Annotated in this window: 26 protein-coding genes and 1 tRNA gene; 7 read left to right on the top strand and 20 right to left on the bottom strand. The window is 63.8% G+C overall.

Annotation, left to right across the window (positions count from 1 at the left end):
* Positions 1 to 26: 26 nt before the first annotated feature.
* The 4 genes from Thiowin_RS18895 to Thiowin_RS18880 all read right to left on the bottom strand — a co-directional run bounded on the left by Thiowin_RS18895 (position 27) and on the right by Thiowin_RS18880 (position 5,456).
* On the bottom strand, positions 27 to 338 hold the full coding sequence (locus Thiowin_RS18895; RefSeq protein WP_328984511.1) for a DUF4258 domain-containing protein: 312 nt from the start codon (positions 336 to 338) through the stop codon (positions 27 to 29).
* Positions 338 to 3,949: a BREX system P-loop protein BrxC gene (brxC, locus tag Thiowin_RS18890; protein ID WP_328984510.1), complete on the bottom strand. Its 3,612-nt coding sequence runs from the start codon at positions 3,947 to 3,949 to the stop codon at positions 338 to 340. The genes Thiowin_RS18895 and brxC overlap by 1 nt, the downstream gene beginning before the upstream one ends.
* A gap of 304 nt (positions 3,950 to 4,253) precedes the next feature.
* Positions 4,254 to 4,829 carry a DUF1788 domain-containing protein gene (locus Thiowin_RS18885; protein WP_328984509.1) on the bottom strand — a complete coding sequence of 192 codons (576 nt, stop codon included), beginning with the start codon at positions 4,827 to 4,829 and terminating at the stop codon, positions 4,254 to 4,256.
* 24 nt (positions 4,830 to 4,853) lie between these two features.
* Complete coding sequence (locus tag Thiowin_RS18880) at positions 4,854 to 5,456, bottom strand: DUF1819 family protein (RefSeq protein ID WP_328984508.1); 603 nt, start codon at positions 5,454 to 5,456, stop codon at positions 4,854 to 4,856.
* A gap of 339 nt (positions 5,457 to 5,795) precedes the next feature.
* On the opposite strand from Thiowin_RS18880, the gene Thiowin_RS18875 reads away from it, so the two are divergent.
* Entirely contained in the window at positions 5,796 to 6,419 is a 624-nt protein-coding gene (locus Thiowin_RS18875; protein WP_328984507.1) for a DUF4214 domain-containing protein, read from the top strand.
* Between the two features lie 550 nt (positions 6,420 to 6,969).
* On the opposite strand, the gene Thiowin_RS18870 is transcribed toward Thiowin_RS18875, so the two are convergent.
* Positions 6,970 to 7,059 (bottom strand) — tRNA-Ser (locus tag Thiowin_RS18870).
* Between the two features lie 707 nt (positions 7,060 to 7,766).
* Here Thiowin_RS18870 and Thiowin_RS18865 point away from each other — a divergent pair.
* The 3 genes from Thiowin_RS18865 (at position 7,767) to Thiowin_RS18855 (ending at position 10,433) form a co-directional block, all read left to right on the top strand.
* Positions 7,767 to 7,973, top strand: coding sequence for a thioredoxin domain-containing protein (locus Thiowin_RS18865; protein WP_328984506.1), 207 nt, complete (start codon positions 7,767 to 7,769; stop codon positions 7,971 to 7,973).
* 80 nt (positions 7,974 to 8,053) lie between these two features.
* Positions 8,054 to 8,989 (top strand): AAA family ATPase, encoded by a 936-nt coding sequence (locus tag Thiowin_RS18860; protein ID WP_328984505.1) that lies wholly within the window; start codon positions 8,054 to 8,056, stop codon positions 8,987 to 8,989.
* A gap of 40 nt (positions 8,990 to 9,029) precedes the next feature.
* A complete protein-coding gene (locus Thiowin_RS18855) occupies positions 9,030 to 10,433 on the top strand; it encodes a DUF58 domain-containing protein (RefSeq protein ID WP_328984504.1) in 1,404 nt (467 codons plus the stop codon).
* A 162-nt stretch (positions 10,434 to 10,595) separates the two neighbouring features.
* Here the strand turns inward: Thiowin_RS18855 and Thiowin_RS18850 are convergent, their stop codons facing one another.
* Both Thiowin_RS18850 and Thiowin_RS18845 read right to left on the bottom strand, forming a co-directional pair.
* Entirely contained in the window at positions 10,596 to 11,861 is a 1,266-nt protein-coding gene (locus Thiowin_RS18850) for a type II toxin-antitoxin system HipA family toxin (protein WP_328984503.1), read from the bottom strand.
* A complete protein-coding gene (locus Thiowin_RS18845) occupies positions 11,851 to 12,186 on the bottom strand; it encodes a helix-turn-helix domain-containing protein (RefSeq protein WP_328984502.1) in 336 nt (111 codons plus the stop codon). The genes Thiowin_RS18850 and Thiowin_RS18845 overlap by 11 nt, the downstream gene beginning before the upstream one ends.
* A gap of 146 nt (positions 12,187 to 12,332) precedes the next feature.
* Here Thiowin_RS18845 and Thiowin_RS18840 point away from each other — a divergent pair, with 146 nt between their 5' ends.
* A complete protein-coding gene (locus tag Thiowin_RS18840; RefSeq protein ID WP_328984501.1) occupies positions 12,333 to 14,351 on the top strand; it encodes a transglutaminase domain-containing protein in 2,019 nt (672 codons plus the stop codon).
* Positions 14,352 to 14,363: 12 nt separating this feature from the next.
* On the top strand, positions 14,364 to 15,515 hold the full coding sequence (locus tag Thiowin_RS18835) for an aminotransferase class I/II-fold pyridoxal phosphate-dependent enzyme (protein ID WP_328984500.1): 1,152 nt from the start codon (positions 14,364 to 14,366) through the stop codon (positions 15,513 to 15,515).
* A gap of 32 nt (positions 15,516 to 15,547) precedes the next feature.
* Here the strand turns inward: Thiowin_RS18835 and Thiowin_RS18830 are convergent, their stop codons facing one another.
* The 5 genes from Thiowin_RS18830 to Thiowin_RS18810 form a co-directional block, all read right to left on the bottom strand.
* The gene (locus Thiowin_RS18830; protein ID WP_328984498.1) at positions 15,548 to 15,874 is read right to left on the bottom strand and encodes a hypothetical protein; all 327 of its coding nucleotides are present in this window, start codon (positions 15,872 to 15,874) and stop codon (positions 15,548 to 15,550) included.
* A gap of 203 nt (positions 15,875 to 16,077) precedes the next feature.
* Positions 16,078 to 16,743 (bottom strand): DUF502 domain-containing protein, encoded by a 666-nt coding sequence (locus Thiowin_RS18825; RefSeq protein ID WP_328984497.1) that lies wholly within the window; start codon positions 16,741 to 16,743, stop codon positions 16,078 to 16,080.
* Between the two features lie 61 nt (positions 16,744 to 16,804).
* Positions 16,805 to 17,035 carry a SufD family Fe-S cluster assembly protein gene (locus tag Thiowin_RS18820; protein ID WP_328984496.1) on the bottom strand — a complete coding sequence of 77 codons (231 nt, stop codon included), beginning with the start codon at positions 17,033 to 17,035 and terminating at the stop codon, positions 16,805 to 16,807.
* A complete protein-coding gene (locus Thiowin_RS18815; RefSeq protein WP_328984495.1) occupies positions 17,016 to 17,138 on the bottom strand; it encodes a hypothetical protein in 123 nt (40 codons plus the stop codon). Before Thiowin_RS18815 ends, Thiowin_RS18820 begins: the two co-directional genes overlap by 20 nt.
* Positions 17,139 to 17,654: 516 nt before the next feature.
* Complete coding sequence (locus Thiowin_RS18810; RefSeq protein ID WP_328984494.1) at positions 17,655 to 17,942, bottom strand: hypothetical protein; 288 nt, start codon at positions 17,940 to 17,942, stop codon at positions 17,655 to 17,657.
* Here Thiowin_RS18810 and Thiowin_RS18805 point away from each other — a divergent pair.
* Entirely contained in the window at positions 17,929 to 18,309 is a 381-nt protein-coding gene (locus Thiowin_RS18805; protein ID WP_328984493.1) for a response regulator, read from the top strand. The genes Thiowin_RS18810 and Thiowin_RS18805 overlap by 14 nt on opposite strands.
* Here the strand turns inward: Thiowin_RS18805 and Thiowin_RS25445 are convergent.
* From Thiowin_RS25445 to Thiowin_RS18770, 8 genes are all read right to left on the bottom strand, one after another.
* Positions 18,293 to 18,544: a hypothetical protein gene (locus tag Thiowin_RS25445; protein WP_408034232.1), complete on the bottom strand. Its 252-nt coding sequence runs from the start codon at positions 18,542 to 18,544 to the stop codon at positions 18,293 to 18,295. The genes Thiowin_RS18805 and Thiowin_RS25445 overlap by 17 nt on opposite strands.
* 147 nt (positions 18,545 to 18,691) lie before the next feature.
* Positions 18,692 to 20,854 (bottom strand): heavy metal translocating P-type ATPase, encoded by a 2,163-nt coding sequence (locus tag Thiowin_RS18800; RefSeq protein ID WP_328984492.1) that lies wholly within the window; start codon positions 20,852 to 20,854, stop codon positions 18,692 to 18,694.
* Positions 20,855 to 20,927: 73 nt separating this feature from the next.
* Entirely contained in the window at positions 20,928 to 21,377 is a 450-nt protein-coding gene (locus Thiowin_RS18795) for a YtxH domain-containing protein (protein WP_328984491.1), read from the bottom strand.
* A gap of 6 nt (positions 21,378 to 21,383) precedes the next feature.
* Positions 21,384 to 21,584: a carbon monoxide dehydrogenase gene (locus Thiowin_RS18790; RefSeq protein WP_328984490.1), complete on the bottom strand. Its 201-nt coding sequence runs from the start codon at positions 21,582 to 21,584 to the stop codon at positions 21,384 to 21,386.
* Positions 21,581 to 22,015 (bottom strand): hypothetical protein, encoded by a 435-nt coding sequence (locus Thiowin_RS18785; protein ID WP_328984489.1) that lies wholly within the window; start codon positions 22,013 to 22,015, stop codon positions 21,581 to 21,583. The genes Thiowin_RS18790 and Thiowin_RS18785 overlap by 4 nt, the downstream gene beginning before the upstream one ends.
* Positions 22,012 to 22,656 (bottom strand): hypothetical protein, encoded by a 645-nt coding sequence (locus Thiowin_RS18780; protein WP_328984488.1) that lies wholly within the window; start codon positions 22,654 to 22,656, stop codon positions 22,012 to 22,014. Before Thiowin_RS18780 ends, Thiowin_RS18785 begins: the two co-directional genes overlap by 4 nt.
* Before the next feature lie 176 nt (positions 22,657 to 22,832).
* A complete protein-coding gene (locus tag Thiowin_RS18775) occupies positions 22,833 to 23,639 on the bottom strand; it encodes a DUF4198 domain-containing protein (RefSeq protein ID WP_328984487.1) in 807 nt (268 codons plus the stop codon).
* A gap of 95 nt (positions 23,640 to 23,734) precedes the next feature.
* On the bottom strand, positions 23,735 to 24,052 hold the full coding sequence (locus tag Thiowin_RS18770; RefSeq protein WP_328984486.1) for a hypothetical protein: 318 nt from the start codon (positions 24,050 to 24,052) through the stop codon (positions 23,735 to 23,737).
* Positions 24,053 to 24,716: the final 664 nt, after the last annotated feature.

Genomic DNA, 24,716 nt, shown 5'->3' with positions numbered 1-24,716 from the left:
TTCATCCCTCGCTCTTCTTGGAACGGCTAGGCGTACATTCGATGACGGTCAGCCAGCCATTTCGTTGCATCAGGTTCATAGACTGTGATTATCTTCACGAGCGGCCGACTTGGGTAGCTACAGACGATATGCAGCGCGCGTCCGGCGACGCTGTAACCCAAGATGAGACAACTCGGTCCATACTTATCATCCGGATAATCTTCAATGATTTCCGCCTTCCCAAGCAGCGCCTCTTCAAGCTCGGCGATGCGGATGCCACGCTTGATGCTCTGGTCGAGTGCATGACGCGATAGCTCATAGTGGCGCGATCGGATCTTGTCCTGAATCTCGGCGATCATCAGCGAAGCTCAATGCGATCACCCGCGGCAATCACCGTCTCCAGCGCTCCGCGCAGCTTGTCGAGGTACGCATCGATATCGGCCTGAGTCTCCAGATAACCCTCCGGTGCCAGCGCGGCGGGCTTGATCACCCGGCGCGGTTTGACGTAGGGCTGGCCCGGTTTCTCTTTGACGCCATCGCTCGGTTGCTTCGGCGGCGGCGGGGCGCTGGCCTCGATCTTGGCAAAGGCGGCGTCGGCTAGTTCCAGCGCGCGGATGCCGGCCTGGGTGATGTGCGCCAGGCTGGTCTGGGCGGCGATCTGCTGCTTGAGCTGTTGCAGCGGATACAGGCATTGGTTACTTAGGGTGTTATCGGCCTGGGCGGCGTCCAGCTCGCTCTGTACCTTGGCGAGTTGTTTGTCGATTTCGGGTAGGATCCGGTCGCGCTGCGCGGCAATCAGCCCGTCATTGACCTGCTCGATGCGGTGGATCAGCCCGGCGGCTTCCTTGACCATGCCGTAGGGCGCGGGGGCCGCGAGAATCTCGGCGATGCGCTTGAGCGCGGCGGCGGCATCGCCATGCTGCTCCAGCTCGGTGCGGTTGGCCTGGAAGCGCTGTTTGGCGTCAATCAGCTGATCCCAGGCTTGGCGCTGGTGGGTGTAGAAGTTGCGCAGCTCATGGATGTCGTCGGCCAGATCAAGCAGGTCGCTCTTGCGCGCAAGGAATTGCTCGATGAGGCTGACGCTGTCGGTCTCGGCGCTGAGTGCCTTGATCACGCCGAGCGCGTCGGCAATGGTTGGTCCGCCGGGATACTGACCGGTGCCGGCTAGGGTTTGGTACTCGCTGAGATCCCCGCGCCAGCGCCCGAGCTGTTCGCGCAGGTGGGCATCGATGGCGTCCTCGCCATCGGGGGCCAGGCTGCTGAACAGCTCCTTGGCGAGCTGCCGCGCCTGCTGGAGCTGGCCGCTGTCGACGGTTTTGCGCTTGATCAGCCGCAGTTTGCGCCACTTGCTCGGCGAGGTGAGCGGCTCATAGGCTTTTTCCAGGCTCAGGGTATCGCCGTCGAGCACCAGGCTGATGTCGCCCCGGCGCAGCAAGCGGGCGATTAGCAGCACCACCTCCCATTCCGGCCAGCCATAGGGCCGGCGACCGAAGCGCTCCTGCACCAGGGCTTCCAGCACCATGGCATGGTTGGCGCTGGCCATCAGCTCGATGTGCTGCGCCAACTCTTGAATGGCTTGTTGATTGCCCTGGCCGGCCTCCAGCGAGAAGCCGAGGTCATCGACATCGGTGGCGCTGAGGATGGCCTTGATCTCGGCCTGGGGGTTGGCCGATAGCTGGGTGAGGTAGCCGAGCTTGTTGAAGCTGTTGCGCACCAGATAATTCAGCCCGTCGATGATGACCTGGGCCGCGCTCTTGGCTTTGGTCGGGACGGGCTGACCGGCGGCATGGCAGGCGGCCTCCTGGCCGTGCGCGTCGAGCATGCGCAGCAGACGCGCGCGGCGCTCGCGGTTTTCTTCCTGACGCTCGCGCAGGATGCGCAAGGTGGTGTGGGAGGCGCTGCCGTCGTTTTTGCGCCCGACGTACTTGTCGGTCTGGATCAGGGTGCGAATCTCGCGTGCTAGGGTTTTGTCATCGGGCAGCTTGAGGATGAGCGCGCCGCCATCGGCCGCGCTGTTGAGAATGCAGCGGGTCTCGTCATAAAGGCCATAGTCGTCGGCCAGCGGGGTGATGACGGAGAGCACCAGATCGCCGTCGCTGCGCTGCCCGTGCGGGTGCAGGTCGCACAGGCGGGTGAGGCCGAAGTCCTTGCCGTTGTCCGGAAAGCGGTGCTTGCGTAGTCCCTTGAGCACGTCCTCGAACAGCAGCTCGGCGAGCAGCTTGGTCTCCTCGGCGGGGCTGAGATCGATGTCCTTGATCTCGCGGCTGATGTCGCGCTCCTCGTTGGTGAGGAAGAAGAAGTCCTCGCCATTGCGGCCGATCAGGGTTTCGCGCTCCAAGCGTTGCAGGCTGGCTTCGATCTGGTGGCGCAGGGCCAGGCGGTCGGCGTCGATGCGGTCGACGAAGAGCGTCACCAGGTTATCGACGTTGCCGCGAATCTCATCGACATAGCGGATCAGGAACAGGGTCTTGAGTACCAGGGTATCGAAGGGGTCGAGCTTGTCGTTGCGCTCGGCGTTGTCGATGGTCGACTTGACCACCCCTTCGAGAAAGCTCTCGATGGCCGGATAGAAGCGGTACAAGGGCACCAAAACGCCGACCTCGGTGTCCCTGAGCTGGGTCGCGGCGGACTGAAAGGCATCGAGCATCGAGCGCTCGCCGCGCGCCAGATGCAAGCCGGTGACGCCGTGGCGGCGAATGGCCTCGAAGATCTTCTGCACCAGCTGGAACTGGTAGGGCGCAAAGGGATAGACGGCGGCGAAGTCGGCGGCGTCGGCGAAGGGCTTGAAGGTCATGCCGACGTGGCTGAAGCTGAGCTGGTTCTTGAGGATGTCGGCGCTCTCGGCATAGACCTGGCTCAGCGCGGCACGCGCCGGCTCGGTCTTGGTCAGCAGGCGCTTCTGGATCACCTCATCGACATTGCCGCTGGACAGCGACAACCGGGTCTTGAAACGGCCCTGAATCTTGGAGAAGTCATTGGCCTTGGACGCGCGCACTTCGCCGAGGATGGCGTCGATGTCCTCTTGCGAGGTGACCACCACCCAGGCGCGCCCGCCGCAGGCGGTGCCGAGGTTCTCGGTGATGGTTTGCAGGCTCAGCATCAGGTGGGTGTCCTGACCGATGAACTGGCCGATCTCATCGACCAGGAAGACGATGCGGCGGCCTTGGCCGGGTGCGGCGGCTTGCCCTGGGTGCGGTTGATCCAAGTATTCGCGCACCCAACCGGCGAAGTTCTCCACCGTCAGCAGGGACTCAAAATCGGCTTCCGCGCGCTCCAGCCAGGCGCGCGCGCCCTCGGGGCTTTTGCCCAGCGTATCGGCCAGGGCCTGAACGATCTCGTCCTGATAGAAGCTGTACCCGTCGCGCTCGGCGTCCCAGTCGACTCCCGCGACGGCATGAAAGGCGGCCTTGAACGCCTGAAGCTCGCCCTGCTGGTCGAGGCGGCGCTCGATATCGGCCAGGTGCGGGTAATCGCCGCTGTAACCGAGCTTCTGGTTGAACACCTTGAGGAACACCCGCAGGATGGCGTCGCGTCCGCTGCTGTCGGCCTTGCTGTCGATGTTGAACAGGATCACATCGGTGTCGGTACTGAGCGCGCGCTTGATGTCGCCGGCGAGCATGGCGTCCTGGATCTTGCCGTCGAAGAAGTCAATCGCCCGCCGGGTCTGCCCCTGGTAGCTGATCTCGCGGTTCTCGAGCAGGTAGGACAGGATCTTGAGGAAATGCGACTTGCCGGAGCCGAAGAAGCCGGAAATCCACACCCCGATCAAACCCAGGACATGTGGGTCGCCGGCCTGGTCGATGGTCTTGAGAAAGGCGTCGAAGAAGCGCCGGAAGTGGGTGTCGAGCTCCTTGGTGATGACATACTCGTCGAGTTCCTGCCACACCGAGGCGGCATCGTCCTGATCGGCCTTGATCACGCCGTTGATGGGGCGGTCGACGGGTTTGGTGAAAAGGTTTTTGATGAGCATGGGGGGGAAGTGAAGAAGGGGGGAAGTTAAGAAGTTAAGAAGGGGGGGAAGTTAAGAAGTTAAGAAGTTAAGAAGGGGGGAAGTTAAGAAGTTAAGAAGCGAGGAAGTGAGGAAGTTAAGATAGGGAGGAAGTTGGGAGAATTGAAGTGGAGAAGAAGAGCGGATGTCTGCAATTTGTAAAATCAATGTATTAGGATGTTGCGACATCTATGGGACACATCCGCAACACCTCACTTCTTAACTTCTTAACTTCTTAACCTCTTAACCTCTTAACTTCTTAACCTCTTAACTTCTTAACTTCTTCTCAATCCACCAACCGAAACGCCCTATAATAAGGCTTGTCTTGCAACAGACCGAACAGCCGCAACGACTGGCCGTCATAGACGCCGGGATAGAACAGCACCAGTGGCGTGCTGCCCATGCCGGCATGCAGGTTGTTCAGAAGATTGTGAGTGCGCAGCAGCGGGTAGGCGCTGCCGATCCCGGAGACCAAGACCAGATCCTTCGCCGCCGGGTCCGCTTGGTCGATCAGCGCCGCGGCCAGCTTGCCCGCGTCGAGCGGGGCGGCCAGTGCTTTGAGTACCGCGGCATCGCCCTTCTTGCGCTGCAGATCGAGCGCCTTGGTATAGAAATTCCGCGTCTTGAGTGTATCGATCATCAGCCGGAACAGGTTAACGTGACCGACGCGCAGATCGGGCCGTTGTTTCGGGAGCTGCTGCAGCAGAAAGGCGATGTGCTCGCGTACCGCAGGCTCCTGCTCTGGTGGGTAATCGAAGGCGTAGAAGGGGATCTCATTGCCAAGCCCCCGCCCGTGGAGAAAGTCATCCCCAGTGATCCGAGAGAGAATTTCGTCGAGCCGCTGGTTGAAGTCGCCGCTCATAGGCTTGCGTCTCGGTCAGGCTTTTCAGTCAGTGAGCTGAATACAGCGTAACGCATACCACTGCTCGGCCTCGCGTAAGACCGTCACCACCTCGGGAGCAATCTGCAGGGGTTGCAGTGCGTGCGCACAACCGGCTGCAATATACCCGGCTTCGCGTAACATGCCAAATGCACGCGTTCGCAGGGTCGTGCGCGTCGACTCATTCCAGCTTGGCATGCGCGGATCACGCATCCTGCAGTCATCGACGTACTGGTCCCAGTGCGCGCGTTTGAGCTGCCGCTCCAGACGGCGGTAGAGATCGCGCACAACCAGATCAAGAAAGTCACCAAGCAGAGGAGAGTAAGCGGCGGTGGCCGCAATAACCGACTGTGTCGCCACCGGCCGGCTGCCATCGCGAATCAACTCCCACAGACTTGCAGGCATGCTACGCAGCCGCGCCCGGATTAGATTCGCTTTGGTGATCGCCGTCGATGGCGAGCGTTTGGCCAGGACGTTCTCGACCCGAATCGCCTGCTCCCACCGCTCGCGATCAACGCCCTGGAGCAGTAAACCGGCCACCAGCCGACTCTCCGGGACCATCAGTCCGCCCTTGCTGAAGTTGGCTTTGTAGCGCCCGATATGCTCCAAGAGACGCCCCGAGGTTGTAAGGATTGGGATGACTCGTGCCGACCAAACACCGAATCCGCAGGAGTAGCAAAGATCGCGATGGAATCAATCCTACACCAGAACGCGATGGTGGGAACGCGACGAAGGTCGGCAGCATCGAATGATCCCTACGAAGCCCGTCTTGAATTCGATCCCAGCGATGCCGGACCTGCCTGAAGACATGCTGGCTCAGCGGTAAATGAGTTGGACCAGAACTTAGCGACAAGTGGGGCCGTGCTTCAAAAGAGGCGATGCAGCGAATCGTCGCCGGCTAGCGCCTGCGCTGCGAGCTTACTGGCGAGCGCATCTGCGACCGGGAGGTTGGCGTCTGTTTCCCAAGGCACCTGTGGCGACACCAACAACGGCTATGCGCTTGCCATCGATGGCGCCCCGATCGAAACCCGCATGTTCAGCATCGCCACCCTCGGCTACGCCCCAGATGAAGGAGGGCTGCAATATTGGGTGAGCAACATCAACACCGATCCAAGTTGGACTCCAACAACAGTCGCCCAGAGCTTCTTTGACCAACCGCTGGTCGAGCAGCAATACCCCGCCGAGCAATCCAATGACGTTCTGATCGAAGCCCTCTACCAGAACCCCTTCGGTCGCAGTGCCGACACCGAGGGGCTTGCCTATTGGCAGGGTGAACTAAACAGCGGGCGCATGGCGCGCAACCAGATGGTCATTGCTCTGATCGAAGGCGGGTGGGTCAATCCCGACGCCGCCGCCGACATGGCCCGTTTTGGCAATCTTATCGCGGTTGGCCTCGCTTTCGCCGCCTATCAAGCCGAGCACGGTATCCAGTACAGCCAACTCACTGATACTGAGCGATCAGCGCTCCGTCAAGCTGGCCGCAAGGTTTTGGCCAGTATGACCGAAGATGAAACCACCCGGGATGCGGCGATTGCCAGTATCCCGGCGCTGCTTGAGTCTTTTGTCAACTGAGCTTGCAGCCACGGTGGGAGGAATGAGCGAGCACGCGGGCGTACCTTTTGGTACGTCCGTTCTTGGCCGAAAGTCGACACTGAACGCATTATCTTCGAGGCACAGAAGCAGAGCGCCGATTGTCGAAATACGCCGAGAGCGACACCCCATCACAGGCTAGACTTTTGAGTGTCCACGGCGTATCCGGCGAACTCGGTTACCGATCCCGACCTCGACGCGCTAAATTTGGACCCAAGTTTGAAGCTCTGCGTCAAGGAGGTCCACTTGCCCGGACTTCACTTCCTCCACACCAGATCAGGTCAGGGCCTGCCTATCAGCGCCTGCAAGCACTGCTGCGTTGCCCATGGGGCCGATGCAGTACGACGCGCTGATAAAATGGGGAAGCCTCGGCGGAAGGCTTCGCCGGGGCTCGGAGCCGCTTGAACCAAGAGGCGGTACAGACTGCTCAGAGAGGCTCCACTGTCGCTGTCAAAAGTGTAGCTGAGAGTGTGGCTTAACTCAGACCAATCCAGAATATTAGCAATAATAACAATTATTTAGAGAATCTAAATGGCGGAGAGGGTGGGATTCGAACCCACGGACGGGATCAACCGTCGCCGGTTTTCAAGACCGGTGCATTCAACCGCTCTGCCACCTCTCCGGGAATGGGGCTGGGGCGCGAAAACCTTTGCTGTTTTGAGGTGATGCTGTCGGAACGTCACCTGGGTGAAGGAATCCGGTTTGTTTTAGGCGCGCTTTGGGCGCCTTCGTTTGTGGCTGAGCATTTGAGCGGTAGGGGCGGCGACGCGCCGCTCCCTGTCAAACGAGCAGGCAAGCATACCCTAAGCTGCGTTCAGGTTGCTAGTATTTTTGTGCCGCGGCAGCTCTGACGCACGACTTTTAAGCTCAAGGCGCTGGACCATGGATTTGGAGAATTTTCGCGCCGAGTGGGGTGCAAACCGCCCATTGGCACCCTTGTGGCGGAGCCTGACGGAGCAACCATGGCCGCCGCAGACCCTCGCGACAACAGGAGCTCGCCGCCTGCTTTGTCAGCAAGTGGTGGCAAGCCCGCGGATCTTGAGCTCAGAGCAAGCTCAATTGAAGGGGCGTTGCAGGCGCTGTAACACTTAGCGCGCGCTGGGTGGCGGAGGAGCGCTGGCATCCGCGGTAGCAGGGGGTTGGCTGACCGACGGTGCCTATGAGTTGTCGCTACCCTATGCACAGGAGCCGGAGTTGGTGATGGATATTCTATAATACAGCCCGGACTATGAGGTGGTGGCACCGGCGGAATTGCGCGTTGCGGTGGCGGAGCGTCTGCGACTGGCGTGTGCGGTTTATGCTGGTGTGGGCGAGTAAAGATGAAAGGCCATGCTGGTTACTTTGAACGATAAGCCGATGCTGGTGCATTTCTGGGGAACTTGGTGCTCGGTTTGTCGGCTGATGGACGGCGCCATCGCCTGCATTGCGGAGGATCATGCCGTGGTCAGCGTAGCCATGCACCGGGTAATGCACTGGGCAATGCAGCCGAGGTGCGCGCTCATCTGGATGAGAACGGCCATGCGTTTCTGGCGTTGATGTATACGAATTGTCATTTGGTCGGCCGCTGGCGAGTTGTGGGGGTGCCGGCAAGCCGAGATTCATGGAAAGCTGTCCGAATGAATACCTCTCACACTGTTTTGAATCGACTTAAGGCCAATCTCGCGCGGGCGATCCGTGGCCAGGCGGATGCGATTGAGCTGCTGCTGGTGGCGCTGCTCAGTGGCGGGCATCTGTTGCTCGAGGATCTGCCGGGGACGGGCAAGACCACGCTGGCCAAGGCGCTGGCGCGCTCGCTGCGTGCGGAGTTTCGGCGTGTGCAGTTCACGCCCGATCTGCTGCCGACCGATATCCTGGGTGTGTCGGTGTTCGATCCTGGCGCGCGCGCCTTCGATTTTCGCCCTGGGCCGATTTTTACCCAGATTTTGCTCGCCGATGAGATCAACCGCGCCTCGCCGCGCACCCAGTCGGCGCTGCTTGAGGCCATGGGCGAGGGGCAGGTGAGCATCGAGGGACGGGCGCGGGCGCTTGATCCGCTGTTCTTTGTCATCGCCACCCAGAATCCGATTGAATTTCACGGCACCTATCCGCTGCCGGAAGCACAGCTCGATCGCTTCGCGCTGCGCTTCGCCCTGGGGTATTTGAGCCCCGAGGATGAAACCGCGGTGTTGACCGAGCGTCGCCTCGGCGAGCCGCTCGACAGCCTGGAGCCAGTCGCCACGCCCGAGGAAATTCTCGCCCTGCGCGCGCGGGCGGCGGAGGTGGCGGTCAGCCCGGCGGTGGCCCGTTACATGGTCGAGCTGACGCGCGCGACTCGCACCGCCGAGGGCGTGATCCTGGGCGCCGGGCTGCGTGCCTCGCTAACCCTGATGAAATGCGCCCAGGCGCTGGCGCTGCTGCGCGGGTTGGATTTCGTCACCCCGGATCATGTCCAGCGCCTGGCGGTGCCGGTGATCGCCCACCGTCTGGGTCTCGACAGCCAAGCGCGCTTTGGCGGGCGCGACGCGAGCCTGGTTGTGGCCGAATTGCTTGAGCGCCTGGAGCCGCCGCGCTGAACGGCTGGGGCGGACTGTGCGGACTGAACCGATGGGGCGGATGAACGTGGCCTGGCTGCGCGCGTCGCTCTACCCCGGTTTGCGCCGGCTGGAGCGCTGGCAGCGCTTTCAACACCAGGGGCTGACGCCGCTGGGGCGCTTCGTGCTGGGGTTGGGTTTCGCCGCGGCCATCTTTGGTATTGACCCCCGGCTCAATCAGCTCTATCAATTGTTCACCCTGGCGCTGTCCTTGCTGCTGTTCGCGGGGCTGGCGGCCGTGGTCGATGGCCGCTGGCGGCGCGGGCAGGTCAGCGCCAGCCGCGAGCTGCCACGCACCGCGAGCGTCGGCACCCCGCTCGACTACCGGGTGCGCTTGCATTGTCGGGGCCGGCGGACCTGGCGCGCTTGGTTTCTCACCGAGCGCTTGCCGGATCCAACGCCAACGCGCGCGCAGTTTCGCGACTCGCGCCAGGGTGCCGACGCGGGCGATGCTTGGTTTGATCGCCTGATGGGCTATCCGCGCTGGCGCCGGCTGCTGGCGGCCAACCGCGCGGTTAGGGTCGGTGAGCCCCAGGCCGTCGACCACCTGAGTGTCAATCAGCTGACCCAGGTGCGCCTGCGCCTGACGCCGTTGCGCCGCGGCTATCTGCGCCTGCCTGGCCTGTGGCTGACGCGGCCCGATCCGCTGGGCCTGGTCCAGGTGCGGGTGAGGGTTCCCCGCGAGCAATCCCTGCTGGTGCTGCCAAGGCGCTATCCGGCGCCGCGACTCAGCCTGCCGGGGCGGCGCCAGTATCAGCCCGGCGGCTGGACACTGGCCGGTGCCGTGGGCGATTCACAGGAATTCATCGGGCTGCGCGAGTATCGCCCGGGTGATTCGCCACGCCTCATTCACTGGCCGAGCTGGGCGCGCTCCGGCAGCCCGCAGGTGAAGGAGTTTCAGGATGAATTCTTCACCCGTCATGCGCTGGTGCTGGACACTTTCGCCGCGAGCGTCAGTCTGAATGCTGGGGATGCCCGAGATGCGAGCGACGCGACCTTCGAGGCGGCGGTCAGCGTCGCCGCCTCCCTGTGCGACCGCATCGGCGACGAGGACAGCCTGCTCGATCTGCTCTTTGTCGGCGCCGAGACCTATTGCTTCACCGGCGGGCGTGGACTCGGCGGCGTCGGGCAGTTTTTGGAGATCCTCGCCTGCGCGCAGCCGGCCGCCGCGGGCAGCGTCGCCCAGCTCGAGCAGGCGCTGCGCGGACGCATCGGCCAGCTCAGCGCCCTGGTGCTGGTGCTGCTCGCGTTCGACGCGCCCCGGCGCAAGTTGGTGCGCACCCTGGCCCGCGCCGGGCTGCCGCTGCGGATTCTGGTGATCTCCACGCGGGATGCGCCGGCCCTGAACGCTGGCTGGAGCGGACCGCCGGCGCAGCCCATTCATCCCGAGCGCATCGGCGAGGGTTTGGCGCAAGTGGTTGAGTGAAAATCCATGCTATTGGGTGAATGTGATTGGGTGAATCCCGGAGACTGGGCTTGAACCCGTCCGTGATCGGCAGCTCGGTTCCGGCGCGATTGCGGGCGTTCTGACATGAGTCCCTGTTGGCGTCTTTGCTCTTGTCCATCCCGTGACCAAGCAATGGCCCGGCTAGCCTGTCGGATAATCCTCAAGACAGTAGGGATGGAGAAACGCGCGTTGCCAGAAGGCGTCCCGCTCGGCGCGACTCAATTCGGCTTGGTCGCAGAGAGGGTTCCAGGATCCTTCCAGGGTGGCACGCTGATGATCAATCCAGTCGCGGGCTTGGGTTTGTGTCAGACCGAAGGCGGGCGCGGCGGCGAGGCAAGTGACCAGCCTGCTGTCGCGGCGCTGTCCGGTCAGCAGCATGGCCTGGCTCGCCTCGCCGCCGGTGCGCAATTGCGGGCAGATATCATAGGCCGGGGTGAGCCGATAGCGCTGCCCGTCCCAGAAGGCGGCATGATTGCGGGCGTGATCATCGGTATTACCGCACAGAATGTTGAAGACCATGCGGCCAAAGAGTTCATGGAGCGTCGCCCGCGGGGCGCTGAAATCCCGCCGAACCCGGTGGGCCAGATCCTCATAACTGGCATAACGCGCCTCCAGCTCGCGCAATCCGAGCAGCGTCAGTGCCGACAGCATCAGTCGTCGTTCCCAGCCGGCGGGCGTTCGCCGCCGATCAAAACGATCAATCAGCAACACGTCGCGCCCGAGCGCCCGGGTCAGGGTCACCGGCGCCACCTCAAGACCCACCCGGCTGGCCAGGCGCATGGCCAAATATTCCGCCTTAACCACGTTAAACAGATCGGAGCTGGTCGAGAACTTGGCGATTTGGCGCGTCGATTCGCTCGCCAGCAATGCCTTGGGGCGCGCTCCGCCGATGGAGGTGCCATGCTGGAGCGCGAGCGCCAGGGCGGGCGACAGGGGCTCGCCGCGCTCCAATCGCTCGGCGGCCTCCGCCAGTTCATCCAGGCTCGCGCTGGCCGCCGTGCGTGCCCGATAGGAGGTGGCGGAGGTCTGAAAATCCAGGGCGCCGATGCGATCCGACCCCGACTCGAGCAGGTAGGTCAAGTCATCAAGCTCGACCCGTGCGGCCGCCGTCCCGCGCTGCCCAGTCAAGCGTTGGACGATGACACGCCGGCCCCAGGCATCCGGCGCGGCATCGCGCAGACAGGAGGGGATGTCATCATCGCGCTGGCGCTGAACGCCGGGTTGCAAGGGCAACTCATCCGCGAACAGGCTGATCGCTTCCGCTCGGTCCAGGTAGGAGCGACCATAGGTAAAGGAATAACCGCCGCGCGCCTCCCGCACAAGCCGACCGGCGACCACGGGTGCGAGCATTCCAGGCAGCCAAACCCAGACATAGGCTTCTCGGTTCGTCTGCCGCTCAGAAGTCATCGTCGACGCGATCCTCTTGGGGGCGGCGCACGCGCGATGGCAAGAGTTGCAGCTTCTCCTGTTGACGCGCCAGCTCGCGATCAAGTAAGCCTTGCGATTCGAGCGCGAACAGGGGGATGCCAACCAGGGTGGCCGCCTCGAAATAGGTGCCGATGGCCACGCCGGGTGCGCCCTGGATGACGCGGCGGATGGTCAGCACGCCGACGCCAACCCGCTGGGCCAGTTCCTCGCGCGACCAGCCCTTGCGCAGCCGGCCTTCCTCAATCAGGCCGCCGAACAGGCGCAGGGCGTTGTGAGTCTCTGGGGTGAGCATGGGGCGCGACATTAGGCTGTTATAATCGTGATACTTAAGACGTTAAGGCATCAAATTGTAATACTTGCTGGTGCATCCGTCATGCAGCATTTGTTTGTGCCGAGCGCTTTTCCGGGGGCTTGGTGCCCGATGAACTCGAATGGGATGAATCCAGGTCGATGAACCCCAATCCACCATGGCTGTTCACGCTCACGCTGCTGCTGTGGAGCTGGCAGAGCGGCGCCTGGCTGCCGGGGCTGGCGCTGGCGGCCTGGTTCGAGTGGACCATGCGCACCCGCTCGCGCTGGCGGCTGGCCGACCGGCATCTCGAGCGCCTGGTCGATCTCACCAGCCTGCTGGTGCTGGCCCTGGTGCTGTTTGAATACAGCCGCGGCCCGCTCTCGGCGGGCATTTTTGCCACGCTGCGCTGGTCGCCAGTGCTGCTCGCGCCCCTGCTGTCGGCGCAGTTGCTCAGTGCCCGCGCCGGTGTCAGCTATCGCGCCCTGTTCCTGTCGCAGCGGCGCAGTCGCTCGCCCGAGGCCGACCGGGTGCTGGATCTCACGCCCATCTATCTGGCCGCCTGCGTGCTGGCTGCTGGGGTCGGCACGAGTGCTGGTGGCGGCGCGTCGCATCCCCTGGGCTATCTGGGTGGCGTGCTCGTGCTCACGCTCTGGGTCAGCGCCTGGCAGCCGCGAGCGCGACCTAGGCGCCAATGGCCGCTGTGGCTGGCGCTGCTGATCCTCGCCGGCGCCCTGGCCTGGGTCGGGCAGCAGGGAGTGACCCAGGCGCAGCGGCGGGTCGAGGAGCTGGCGGTCAACTGGATGAGCGGGCTGCTGTGGAGCGAGCGCGATCCCTACCAGGCGCGCACCGCCCTGGGCGAGATCGGCGAGCTGAAACTCTCGGACCGCGTGCTCTATCGCGTCACGACCGATGCGCCGCTGCGCCAGGCCCTGCTGCTGCGCACCGCCAGCTATGATCGCTATGCCGGCGCCACCTGGTTTACCCATGAGCGGGCCTTCACGCCCGTGTCCATGGTTGGCGGCGACTGGCTGTGGATGTCCGCGGAGAGAGCGCCGACAGCGCCGGGCGCGGAGAGCGGGGGCGCCGACCAGCGGGTGCGCATCGGCGGCTATCTGCCCAGGCGCGGTCAGTTGCTGCCGCTGCCGAGCGGCGCGTGGCGCCTGCGCGATCTGCCCGTCGACAGCCTTGAGCGGCAGTCGCTCGGCGCGGTCAAGGCCAAGGATGGACCACCGCTGATCCGCTACCAGGCCTTTTTTACCGCAAGCGCCCGTCACGACCGCCCGCCGCAAGACACCGATCTGCGCGTGCCCAAGCCGGAGGTGCCGGTGTTGCAGGCGCTGGCCGCCGAACTGGGTTTGAACGCACAAAACACCGCCGAGACCATCCGCCGGGTGCGCGCCCATTTCGCCCAAGACTTCCGCTACAGCCTCAGGCTGCCCGGCGCCCCGTCGGGGCGGACCGAGATCGGGCATTTTCTCACCAGTACCCAAGCCGGCCACTGCGAATTCTTCGCCTCCGCCACTGTGCTGCTGTTGCGCCAGGCCGGCATCCCCGCGCGCTATGCCGTCGGCTACTCGGTGCAGGAAGCCGATGCCGCTCCCAACAGCTACCGCGTGCGCCGCAGCCACGCCCATGCTTGGACGCTCTACTGGGACAGTGGTCACTGGCATGATTTCGACACCACTCCGGCGCTCTGGGCCGCGCTCGAAGCCAGCGAGCGTCCCGTCTGGCAGCCGCTGGCGGATCTCTGGTCGCGGCTGTGGTATGAGGTGAACCTCAGCCGCCTGGAACCGGGGCAGGGCACGCCGCTCTGGCTTTGGGGTGTGCTCGGATTGCTGTTCGCGCTGCTGGCCTACCGCCTGCGCCTCGGCCAGCGCTGGACCGCCGCGCGCACGCGGCGACGTGACCGGCGCGCGGCCGCCCCCGACAGCCCGCTCGCGCCCATCGCCACCGCGCTGACCCGCGCCGGCTGGCCGCGTCGTCCGGGCGAGACCGAGCGCCAGTGGCTGACGCGCCTGAAGCACAGCCAAGCAGGCGCGCGCGAACTGCCCGCGAGCGAGCCGCTCTTGCACCTGCATGAAAAATCCCGTTACCGCCCTGGCGGTCTCGCCGCGTCCGAGCGCACCCGGCTTGAGGCCGAGATCGCCGCCTGGCTGGCGGCCTGGAAGGCATCCTAAGGAGACCTCACGATGAGCAGTCAGCCCCGACTTGCCGCGCGATTGGCGCAGATTCAGCCCTTTCATGTGATGGAAGTGCTGGCGAAGGCGCGGGAAATGGAGCGCGCCGGTCGCTCGGTGATTCATCTCGAGGTGGGAGAGCCCGACTTTCCTACTCCGGCGCCCATTGTGGCGCGTGCCGAGCAGGCGCTTCGCGCTGGGCTGACGCGCTACACGCCGGCTGAAGGTCTGCCCGAACTGCGAGCGGCCATCGCCGACCACTATCCCGCCGCCATCCGCCCCTCACCCGAGCGGATCGCCCTGGTGCCCGGGTCCTCGGCGGCCTTGCTGGTGGCCTTTGCCCTGCTGCTCGATCCGGGCGATGAGGTTCTGCTCGCCGACCCCGGTTATCCCTGCAACGCCAATTTCATTCATTTGCTCGGTGGGGTTCCCAAACGGCTGTCCTGCGGCCCGGAGGTCAACTACCAGCTTAGGCCCGAGGCCATTCGCGCGCACTGGAGCGAGCGCACCCGCGCGGTGCTGGTGGGTTCCCCGGCCAACCCAACCGGCAGTCTGGTGACGGCAGCGGAAATGACCGCGGTGGCCGATCAGGTGCGCACGCTGGGCGGCACCCTGGTGGTCGATGAGCTGTATCACGGCCTGGTCTACGAGGGCGATGTGCGCACCGCCCTGCATGATGGTGATGACATCTTCGTTGTCAACGGCTTCTCGAAATACCATGGCATGACCGGCTGGCGACTCGGCTGGCTGGTCGCGCCCGCCGGTTACCGCCGCGCCGTGGCCAGGTTGTGCCAGAATCTGTTCATCTCGGCGCCGACGATCTCACAACAGGCAGCGCTGGCGGCCTTCGCGCCCGAGGTCAGCGCCGAGCTGGTCCGCCGGCGTGAAGCCTTTCGCGCGCGACGGGATTTACTGGTGCCCGCGCTGCGTCAACTCGGCTTCAAAGTGCCGCTGCTGCCGGCTGGCGCCTTCTATGTCTACGCCGATGTCAGCGATCTGACCGACGACAGCGCCGCGTTCGCCGCCAGGATTCTCGAGCAGACCGGCGTCGCCATTACCCCCGGGCGCGACTTCGGCGTCTATCGCCAAGCCGAGCACCTGCGCTTCTCCTACGCCGCGCCCCTTGAGCAGCTCGAGGAAGCGGTGCGACGACTGAGCGCCTGATTCCGGGGCGGCGAAATCAATTGTCTATTGTTTTAAGTGTCTCCGACGGGGCGGGAGGCGGCTTGGGTCTCGGGACTAAAGCGAGCAACATCCTGGTCATCGACCAAGCCCTCGGCGCGCAGCACCATGAGGGCAAGGGTCGCCGAGGAGCGGCTAGAGTGTCCGAACAGGCGCCCGATGTCCTTGTCACGCTGGCGCGTCAAACGCGAAAGCGCATCGAAGCGTTCAGCCGGCGGTCGGCCGTCGTGGTCGCAGAGCGCGCGGCAGTCCTCCAGTACCTTGGTGGTGAAGCGGTTGAATGCCTGTTCACGCACGGTTTTGAAAAGTTTCCAGTCGGATTCGGGAATGGGTGATGACATGGCGGAATAGCAGTCAGATTGGTTTTGATGATGCGTTGGATGTTCGCTCAACCCGGCTTTTGCGATCACAGCGAGTCAATAGTCTGGTCGAGTCTGAAGAGCCGCAAGCGCTTGATTTAACTCGTTCCCACGCTCCAGTTGTTGAGTTGGATTGTTTTTCCACGGATTCCCAGGCGCGGCCTTCGGCTCGCGCGCGGGCCGCCTTAAGATCGGCGCGTTCGCGCCTTGGTGTTTGTTTCCGGGGTCATGGCGCCGCCGGTCAGCACCGCGCGCAGTGCATCCTGGGGACTGACCGAGAGCGGGCTGATGCGGTTTCGGTCGAGATACAGGGTGTAGCCGCCCACCTGGTAGCTCATCGGTAGGTAGACCGCGACCAGGTCGAGCGCGGCGGCACTGGGGTCGCTGGAGAGTTCCGTCAGCCGGGCCTGCTCCTGCATCACGAAGCCCAGCAGTCGCACCTCGGTGTCGCCCAAGGGGAGCCTCACCATCACCGGGCGGCCCAGCTGGCTGCCGTCGCTTTGGTTGAGAAAGCGCGCCACATCCTTAAGTCCCTGGAACACGCTCTTGACCAGCGGGATGCGGTCAAGGATATGCTCGAGCAGGTTGACCAGCCAGCGCACCAAAAACAGATTCGCCAGCAGACCAGTGGCCAGCGTCAGCAGCAGGCCGACCATGAAGCCGAGGCCGTGGAAATACCAGCCCTGGGGCAACAGGCCGCGCAGTCCGGCGCCCACGATGGTCTCCACCAGGTGGCCGAGCCAGACCAGCAGGCCGAGCGTCAGGGCCAGGGGCGCGAGCAGGGCGATGCCTTGCAGAAACAGATTGCGCAGTCGTGTGAGCAGGCCGGTCAGGGAAAAGCGGTTTGACATCGGGGGGGAATCTCCAATTAGTTTTCATGTGGCGCTATCACTGGCGCGCGCTTGCCGGGTCTCATTCGTCGCTCTCCCATTGCGGTCGCGGCAAGCCGCCGATCACCAGATCGATGGCCTGATCCGGCGTCAGTCCATGCGCCATCAGAGTCTCGAGCTGGGTTTGGTCGATGCTGCCGATGGCGGCCTCTTGGGTGACCTGGGCCAGCGGGTGGGCCTCCCGGACCACGGGCACGGCTTCCGTCCGCGTCGAGGATCCGCGCGCGATCAATTCAAGCGGCTTGTGGGCCATGCGAGAGCACCCCCGGGCCGATGGTGAGCGACACCACGTCCAGCAGCCGTCGGCCGCCGCGTTCCAAATTGAGTTCCTCGATCTGCAGCAGTTGCTCGGACATGGTATCGGATTGCTCCAACAGCAGGTGTGATGGCCGCCGTGGCAGCCCGGGTTGTGATCATTATCACCCTGGTTCCTGACCTTTGGGGGGTCCCTGACCTTGGGGCGCGGTTTTCGGTAACGCTGAACCCATCGGCCTTTCCCTAACAGCCCGTGCCCGGTCGGTCCAACGCGGGAAAGCGGGGCAGAGGGGGTCAGAGGGGGTCAGAGGAGCCAGTGCAGGGGGCGCCAGGCATTCGATCAGACGCCAGCCGTGGAGCCCTATGGCCCCCGTTTGTCCTCGGCCTTGGACAAGGAGCCAGCAAGTGCTGTTCCAACTCTCGCTGCCAGTGATTGACGGGCTTCGCGGTCGAAAGCCCCGGTGGCACTGGGGCATTTGCCGAAGGCGCTGGTGGATAAGATACAGCTGCTCGCCCTTCGGGAAAGGCGGATGTGGTCGGTGTGTCCCCCGGGGTTCGCTCCAGAGTGCGCTCCGGCGCGGACCTGGGCCGCCGGTCGCCGTTCCTGGCGCATCTCTTTAGCCCTGGTCCCCGGGGCTGGAATCGGCGCCGGTCCTGGTCCTTGGGCGACGGCTCGCCAGCAGCAGTTTCCCGGCTTGGGTCAAGAGCACCGGCAACAGCGAGAAGACGGCGATCAGGCTCCATCCGACCGGGGGCAGGGGCGCGGTATCCAGGGTCTTGGCGGCCGCCAGGAGCACAATGGCCGCGATCAGGGCGCCGAAGCCGGTAATGGCCAGCCAGTGGCGGCGCTGCACGATGAAGCGACGAATGTTGCGGAAGATATTGCGACCAATGCTCGATGACATGCACCAGGGTCTCCAGGGCATCGTCCTTGAGCACGATGTCGGCCGCCTGGCGCGCGACCTCGGTACCGCGCCCTTGGAGGCCATCCGTGCCGCGCCGCCGGAGGTGGTGTTCCTCGATCTGGGGCTGCCGGACATGGACGGTTTGGCGGTGGCGCGCGAACTGGCGACCTGGCCCGAACGCCAAACCCTGACGCTGGTCGCGCTATCAGGCTATAGCCTGGCCGAGGAGCCTGAGGCCGAGACGCTGTTCGAGCAACGGCTGATGAAGCCGGCCAAGCGAGCGGACTTCGAACGCGTGCTTGCCGCCGCTGGCGGCCCCGAGGAGATAAGCCCGGCGATCAACCCGGCGATCAACCCGGCGCGGTAGGCAGCAGACTGAGGTGGATGCGAGTGCTGTTGTCGGCGTCCGATGTCTCCATGCGCAAGCTAAGTCCCATGGTGTCGGTCATCAGTTTGGCGCTATAGGTGCCAAGCCCCGAGCCGTTGCGTTTGCCTAGGGTGCGGTGTTTCTCGAAGAAGCGGGCGCGGATGGGGGCGGGAACCGCGCAGCGGTTGTTCAGGGCGAGCGCGACAGGCGGGCCGGAATGCAGATCGACGCGGATTCGCTCCCCAGCTGGCGAGGCATCAATGGCATTGAGAAACAGCTGTGAGATTAGTGAAACTGAAGTTTTGCCCTGCTCGCTGGGATCTTGGCGCGCCGGGCCGCTCCCCCGGAACGCACCGGGGAGTGGCGCGGCAAGATTGAACGCTCACTGCCAAGTCCCCGTACGGTGATGTCGCGGTCGGTCAGGGTGCCGATGGCCTGGTTGCCTTTCACCACCGGCAGGCGCGGCTAGGGCCTGCATCCTTGGCCCGCGCAGTGCCTTGAGCAGCACGCCGATGGTGGTGCCGTTGTGCAGCAGGGCGCTCATGATGGGGGAGATGCGCCCGAACACGGCGCCGATCAGCAGGGCGGTGTTGACGCCGACGGCGATGTTGAAGTTGCCGCGGATCAGGGCCATGGTGCCGGTGGTGAGTTCGCGCGCGCTGGCGATGGCGGCGAGCTGGTCCTCAAGCAGCAGGATGTCGGCGGTGGCGCGGGCGATGTCGGTGCCGCGCGGCATGGCGATGCCGACATGGGCGGCGGCCAGCGCCGGGCCGTCGTTAATGCCGTCGCCGACGAAGGCGACACGGTGGCCGGCGGCGCGCAGTTGCTCGATGAGGCCGGCCTTGGCCTCGGGTTCGAGTTCGGCATGCACCTCGTCCAGCCCGAGATCGGCGGCCAGCGCCTCGGCCTTGTGGCGGCGATCACCGGTGAGCATGATCAGCCGCTGGATGCCGAGGGCACGTAGCCGGGCCATGACGTCCGCCGCGTCGGCGCGTGGGCGGTCGCGCAGGGCGATCAACCCCACCGGACCTTGCGCATTGGCGACATAGAGCAGGGTCTTGCCTTCATCGAGCAGGCGATTGATGCGGCGCTCGTGCGGCTTGAAATCAATGCCGACGTGCTCTTCGAGATAATGGCGGCTGCCGACCACGATGCGCCCGCCCTTGATGTCGGCCGAGAGGCCATGGGCGACCAGATAGTCGATCTCGCCGTGGGAGATGTGGGGCAGATCCTGCTCGCGCGCGGCGGCGACCACGGCCTGGGCGAGCGGATGACTGGCGTGTTCCTCGACCGAGGCGACCAGAGCAAGCAGATCGACCTCGGTGCAATCGCACTGGCGGTCGAAGACCAGTGTTTCCGTGACCTCCAGGGCGCTTTCGGTCAGGGTGCCGGTTTTGTCGAACACCAGGGTATCGACCTCGGCGAGTTGTTCGATGGCCTCGCCGCCCTTGATGAGTACGCCATGCTGGGCGGCTTTGGACAGCGCCGCCTTGAAGGCCACCGGCGTGCCGAGCTTGAGCGCGCAGGAGTAGTCGACCAGGAACACCGCTTGCAGCCGGCGCAGGTCGCGGGTCAGGGCATAGACCAGCGCGCCTGTGCCCAGGGTCAGGATCACGCGCTGGTCGGCCAGACGCTCTGACAGGCATTGGGTGGCCGAGCGTTGGTCGAGCGCTTGCTGGATGAAACTCGCCACCCGAGCTTGGGTGGTTTCGGCGCCGACCCGCGCGGCTTCCACCCGCAGTCGCCCTTCGCTGAGGGTGGAGCCGGCGATGACCCGCGCCGGGGCCTCCTTGCGCACGGGGACATTCTCGCCAGTGACGCTGGCCTGATTGACCAGGGCGGTGCCGGACAGCACCCAGCCATCGACCGGAATCGCCTCGCCAACGCCAATGGCGACTGTCTCGCCGGGCTGGACCTGGTCGGCGCTGATCTGGACCAGTTCGCCGGCGCGTTCCACCCAGGCCAGGGCTGGCGGTGGGCGCAGCAATTGGCGCAGCAGTCGATCGGACTGGCGTTGGGTGCGGTGCTCGAGAAACTCGCCGAGCTTGAGCAGAAAGTCGGTGATGTTCGCGGTTTGGTGTTGTCCGCCGGTGGCCGCCAGCCCCACCGCCACGGCATCGAGTACCTCCATTTTCACGCCGCGCTTGACCAGGGTGTCGATGCCCTGGAGCAGGGTCGGGCCGATGTTGAGCAGGGTTACCAGCGCGCGCAGTGGCGGCGGCAGCAGCGGCATGGCGAGCATGGTCAGCAGGCCGCGCACCATGGGGATGGTGTCGGCGCTGGGTGGGTCGAAGCCCAGACCCAGCCCTGGCAGGGCGTCGACAGGATAGGCGCGCAGATGGGCAAGCGCGGCGGCGCGCGCGCGCGGCCCGCCGGCGTATTCCAGTATCAGCGCCCGGGCGCGGGGATTGGCGCGCACCGAGCGGACGGCGGGGCAGGCCTCCATCCAGAGTTCAAGCGCGCCAGCGGGATAGTCGGGCTGGTTGAGGGCGGGAATCCGCAGCCGCAACCGGCCGGGCAGTTGGTGGATGAGTTGATAGTGCATGCCCGGTCGGTTGCCGAAGGGTAAAGGGTGAAGTTGGAAAATGGGATGGCGCGGTAGCGGGCGGTCCTGGATGTCAGGCGTCCTTGTTGGCCTCGGCTTGGACTTCGGCCTCGGCATCGTGGAAGCGTTCCTTGACTTCCTCCACACCGCTTTGCACCAGTGTCCAGGCGCGCACGGCGCTTTTGATCAGGGTGCGCTGGACGCTCTCGTTGGTGAGCAGGTAGGCGGCCGCGGCGCCAATGAGGGCGCCCTTGATGAATCTGTCGTTGGAAAGATTCAACCAGGAGGAGTTGCTTTGGTAAGGGCGCGTCGCCATGCCGGGTGGCCAGTCGGCGCCGGGGCCATAGCCTGGATGCTGGCCACCATGGCTGCCATAGCTGCCATGGCCGTTATAGTTGCCATGGCTGGGGGGAAAATTGCCACTGCCATAATGAACTGGATCCGGCGCGGGGCTGTTGCGTGCTCCATCATGGCCGTGACCGGGCATGCCGCTGGGGCCGTTCGGATTGGGGGGATAGTTCATGGGGACTTACTCGTTGTTGGCTTGGGTTGCAGAGGATGTGGGCGGGCTCGTGCTGTCTGTCGTCTGGGTGCCTTGACGGCGGCGGTTTTTGCTCAGACCACGCAAAAAGACTACCAGCGCGGCACCGACGACCAGTCCGCCGGCACCCTCGACCAGTTTTTTCTTGATGCCGTGGCGTTGGCGCCGCGGCCCTTGAGAGGAGTTCATCGGCGTGTTCTCTTGGGTTCGGATTGGGGCGGTATGTTTCGGTTGGATGTGGCGGCGGCCTGGCTCGCTGCCGCGCGACTGTCGGCCGCGTAGACCACGGCGGTGCCCGCCGCGAGCAGCACCGCCAGTCGGGTCAGCCCGGTGCTGGAGACCGCGTGCGCGGCGGCGCCGGCCACCGCGCTGGCGGCTGCGCTGATGGCGGCCACCCGCAGCGTCTCGCGCACCGCCTGGCGTGCGCTGCGCTGCTTAAGTTGCAGGGCGCGGATTTCCTGACCAGCCGCGCCAGAGGCGCCGATCACGGCGCCCATGATCGCCATTTGTGTTAAGTCCGCGCACAGATTACGCGGGGCGGGGCAGGGCGCCTGCATGGGTTGGCCCTGTGTGGTTTGAACTGGGCTGGGTTGGTGGGGAAAATTCGGTGGCTGGGTCATGTGTCCGTCTCCGCGGGCGCGGCCGCCTTGTCAGCATCTGACTTGCCACCGCCGAACAGCAGATTCCGCACCCCATCGTTACTCAGCAGCATCACCGCCGCGGCGCCGACCAAGGCGCCTTTCCAGAAGTCGGTATCCTCGAAATTCAATAGCCGCCCAAGACTGTTCAGCCCGTTGCCGCCGCTGGCGATTTCCTCGATGAACTCGGACATGCCGTTACGTTGGCCGTGGCCCTGGTGCCCGCTGGCCTGATGGTCTGACTGATGGCCGGAAGAATAGGAATGACCGGGATAGGGGGCATGATAGGGATCGTTCGGATAGGGCGCGCCCGGAGCCGCCGGTGTGGCCCAGCCAGGATAAGTGGGATGGGTCTGGTATCCGGGAGGCTGGTATCCGGGAGGGCTATATCCGGGAGGCAGGTATCCGGGAGCCCCGACGGCATGCGGCGGCAGCTCGCCGGGATGCGGTGGATTACCCGGATAGCCATACCCTGGATGCGGGTGGTGACCGTTGTGCGGAGAGAAGGTGGCTTGTCCAGGGCCAGGTTGGGCCCGCGTCTGGGAAGCGGCGCTAGGCTCGGGACCGAGCGTGGCCTTGGATTCGGAGTGCTCAGGCGGGCAGCCTGATGAATGCTCGCTCATTGCGGGTGTCTCCCGATGCAATTTTGTCAATACGGACCGCTTGGTCGGTGTCGGATTGCTCTGATGCGAAAAATAACAAGAATGATTGTTGATAGCAAGCTTGACTCAAGCCGCCCGAGCCATCATCCCCAGCCATCGCCGGCGGCGACTCGGGCCGACCAACGCCAGGGTTTGGATCAATCCTGGCCGGTGTTGAGCGTGCTGGCATTGATCCAGAGCACAGCGTCCTGGGATAACTCCTTGCCCTCATGCTCGTTGTCCGGACCCGAACCCAGGCAGGCGAAGCCCCAGACCCCGGGTCCTGGAATGCCAAAGGTAAACTCACCATCGGCATCGGTGATGGCGACAACAGCGGTTGCGGGCACATCGCCTTTGGATTCGGCCGAGGAGGCATTGGCCGCCATGTCGATCTCGGTGTTGATGTACTCGATCTCGCATTCCACACCCGGGACTGGCTTGCCATCGCGTAGCAGTTGACCGCTGAAAGTGCCGCCGGCGTAGACCTGATAGGGCTTGTTTAAAGGAATGATTTCTGTTTTCAGGCCGAGTGGCTTGTTCCAACCGGTTGGCATGCCGCCCTTGTTGATGATGGCCTTGGTGATTTGTTGAATATACACGTCCTCGCTTTCTTCATAGTAGGGGGCGGGGACCAGCACGAAACTATAATCGCCATTGCGGCGAACCTTATAGCTCGCCTCGTAGGCTTTCGCCTCGTTATGGCCACCTTTCCAGGTGATGGGTTTGAGGCTCCCCATGAGGTCGGTCTTCTCGCCCTTGAAGATGACGAAAAAGTCTTCCGGTTCGCCCATGTCCATCACATGGCCGTTTTCCATCGGGTGACCGAAAACCAGCTTGAAATTGATGTTACCGGGTTGCTCGAGCATGACCTCTGGCGTGTAGAGGAGTTGAAAATGGGCTTGGGCGACGCCGGTGCTGAGGGTGGCGGCTGCGGTCGCGGTGAGCAGAGCAGTTTTAAGCGTCACGGATGGTCTCCTGGTTAAAGATGGGCGGATAGAGATGTATTGCATGGATAAAAAGAGAATCGGAAAGGAACGCAAAAGCCTTTACGTGTGGGTCGTTACTCGAGGATATCCTTGCCGTTGATCTCGATGCTGTGACCGGGGCCGGCGTCGAAGACCACGCTGTATTCGCCTTCCGGCTTGTCGAACTCGAATTCGCTGTCCTCGCTCATCTCGCCCTCGATCAGGCTGTTGCCCTTGGTGTCGACAACCATGATGCCGACGCCGGAGGCGGAGGAACCATCTGAAAAGCCACCTTCACACAGGACGGTGCCGTCGCCCATGTCATAGCAGGCGCAGAGTGGAGTGTGAGCAAAGGCTGCGGTGGCGGTCAGCAGTGTGCTTGCGAGCAGGGAGGAAAAAACACTGAGGCGCATATCATTCTCCTGATTGAGTAAAGACGACCAGCAAGTCGAGGTTTAACGGGCACCGAGACTGGATGTTGGTGATGAATGCTGACAAGGCGACGGCACCCTGCTCCCCGTCTTCAGCAGGTATCGAACAAGCCGGGTGGAATGAGTTGACGGGTCGGAGCCGGCATCCATCAGCATCTGAGAGAAGATCTTAGACGAGTACATCAAGAAAGTAAATGCTATTCGGTCGCATTACTATTAATTAGGCTGGCTCGAGGTTGGGCAGACTGAGTGCTAGGGTTTGACGACACTGCACTAGATGCGCGGTCGCATGGCACGCGAAGGCTGTCAGGAAGGGTGAGTTCTGTCTCTTCTGCAAGGAACCGGTAGGGCTGTTCGGCGAGCTTGGGGTGCAGGCGGCGTGTGCTTGTTGTCCAGCGGGTTTGCCAGTAATTCCAAATTTGGGTGTTTCATCTGGTTAGAAGCGGCTTCCAGCCGCTTCATGACGCGCCAAGATGGCGGCGTCTACTGATCACCGGGTCAACAACCGGGTGCTGGAAAACGACATTTGGAATTGCTGGGTTTGCAGCCGCCATGATGCGCTCCTTGATGCGCTGTTATGATCACGCCAATGTCCACTTTGCACCGCGCCAGAAGCCGATATTCGACCAACCCCGGGCAGCTGCCG

The organism is Thiorhodovibrio winogradskyi, from assembly GCF_036208045.1.
Taxonomy (GTDB): Bacteria; Pseudomonadota; Gammaproteobacteria; order Chromatiales; family Chromatiaceae; genus Thiorhodovibrio; species Thiorhodovibrio winogradskyi.
The sequence above is the reverse complement of the archived record's forward strand: the minus strand, read 5'-3'. Positions and strand labels throughout refer to the sequence as shown.

What these genes read in the sequence shown, in the direction of transcription:
- Thiowin_RS18895 (WP_328984511.1), bottom strand. Translation starts at nt 338, where the DNA reads ATGATCGCCGAGATTCAGGACAAGATCCGATCGCGCCACTATGAGCTA.
- brxC (WP_328984510.1), bottom strand. Translation starts at nt 3,949, where the DNA reads ATGCTCATCAAAAACCTTTTCACCAAACCCGTCGACCGCCCCATCAAC.
- Thiowin_RS18885 (WP_328984509.1), bottom strand. Translation starts at nt 4,829, where the DNA reads ATGAGCGGCGACTTCAACCAGCGGCTCGACGAAATTCTCTCTCGGATC.
- Thiowin_RS18865 (WP_328984506.1), top strand. Translation starts at nt 7,767, where the DNA reads ATGCTGGTTACTTTGAACGATAAGCCGATGCTGGTGCATTTCTGGGGA.
- Thiowin_RS18860 (WP_328984505.1), top strand. Translation starts at nt 8,054, where the DNA reads ATGAATACCTCTCACACTGTTTTGAATCGACTTAAGGCCAATCTCGCG.
- Thiowin_RS18855 (WP_328984504.1), top strand. Translation starts at nt 9,030, where the DNA reads ATGAACGTGGCCTGGCTGCGCGCGTCGCTCTACCCCGGTTTGCGCCGG.
- Thiowin_RS18850 (WP_328984503.1), bottom strand. Translation starts at nt 11,861, where the DNA reads ATGACTTCTGAGCGGCAGACGAACCGAGAAGCCTATGTCTGGGTTTGG.
- Thiowin_RS18845 (WP_328984502.1), bottom strand. Translation starts at nt 12,186, where the DNA reads ATGTCGCGCCCCATGCTCACCCCAGAGACTCACAACGCCCTGCGCCTG.
- Thiowin_RS18840 (WP_328984501.1), top strand. Translation starts at nt 12,333, where the DNA reads ATGAACCCCAATCCACCATGGCTGTTCACGCTCACGCTGCTGCTGTGG.
- Thiowin_RS18835 (WP_328984500.1), top strand. Translation starts at nt 14,364, where the DNA reads ATGAGCAGTCAGCCCCGACTTGCCGCGCGATTGGCGCAGATTCAGCCC.
- Thiowin_RS18830 (WP_328984498.1), bottom strand. Translation starts at nt 15,874, where the DNA reads ATGTCATCACCCATTCCCGAATCCGACTGGAAACTTTTCAAAACCGTG.
- Thiowin_RS18825 (WP_328984497.1), bottom strand. Translation starts at nt 16,743, where the DNA reads ATGTCAAACCGCTTTTCCCTGACCGGCCTGCTCACACGACTGCGCAAT.
- Thiowin_RS18820 (WP_328984496.1), bottom strand. Translation starts at nt 17,035, where the DNA reads ATGGCCCACAAGCCGCTTGAATTGATCGCGCGCGGATCCTCGACGCGG.
- Thiowin_RS18815 (WP_328984495.1), bottom strand. Translation starts at nt 17,138, where the DNA reads ATGTCCGAGCAACTGCTGCAGATCGAGGAACTCAATTTGGAACGCGGC.
- Thiowin_RS18805 (WP_328984493.1), top strand. Translation starts at nt 17,929, where the DNA reads ATGCTCGATGACATGCACCAGGGTCTCCAGGGCATCGTCCTTGAGCAC.
- Thiowin_RS18810 (WP_328984494.1), bottom strand. Translation starts at nt 17,942, where the DNA reads ATGTCATCGAGCATTGGTCGCAATATCTTCCGCAACATTCGTCGCTTC.
- Thiowin_RS18800 (WP_328984492.1), bottom strand. Translation starts at nt 20,854, where the DNA reads ATGCACTATCAACTCATCCACCAACTGCCCGGCCGGTTGCGGCTGCGG.
- Thiowin_RS18795 (WP_328984491.1), bottom strand. Translation starts at nt 21,377, where the DNA reads ATGAACTATCCCCCCAATCCGAACGGCCCCAGCGGCATGCCCGGTCAC.
- Thiowin_RS18790 (WP_328984490.1), bottom strand. Translation starts at nt 21,584, where the DNA reads ATGAACTCCTCTCAAGGGCCGCGGCGCCAACGCCACGGCATCAAGAAA.
- Thiowin_RS18785 (WP_328984489.1), bottom strand. Translation starts at nt 22,015, where the DNA reads ATGACCCAGCCACCGAATTTTCCCCACCAACCCAGCCCAGTTCAAACC.
- Thiowin_RS18780 (WP_328984488.1), bottom strand. Translation starts at nt 22,656, where the DNA reads ATGAGCGAGCATTCATCAGGCTGCCCGCCTGAGCACTCCGAATCCAAG.
- Thiowin_RS18770 (WP_328984486.1), bottom strand. Translation starts at nt 24,052, where the DNA reads ATGCGCCTCAGTGTTTTTTCCTCCCTGCTCGCAAGCACACTGCTGACC.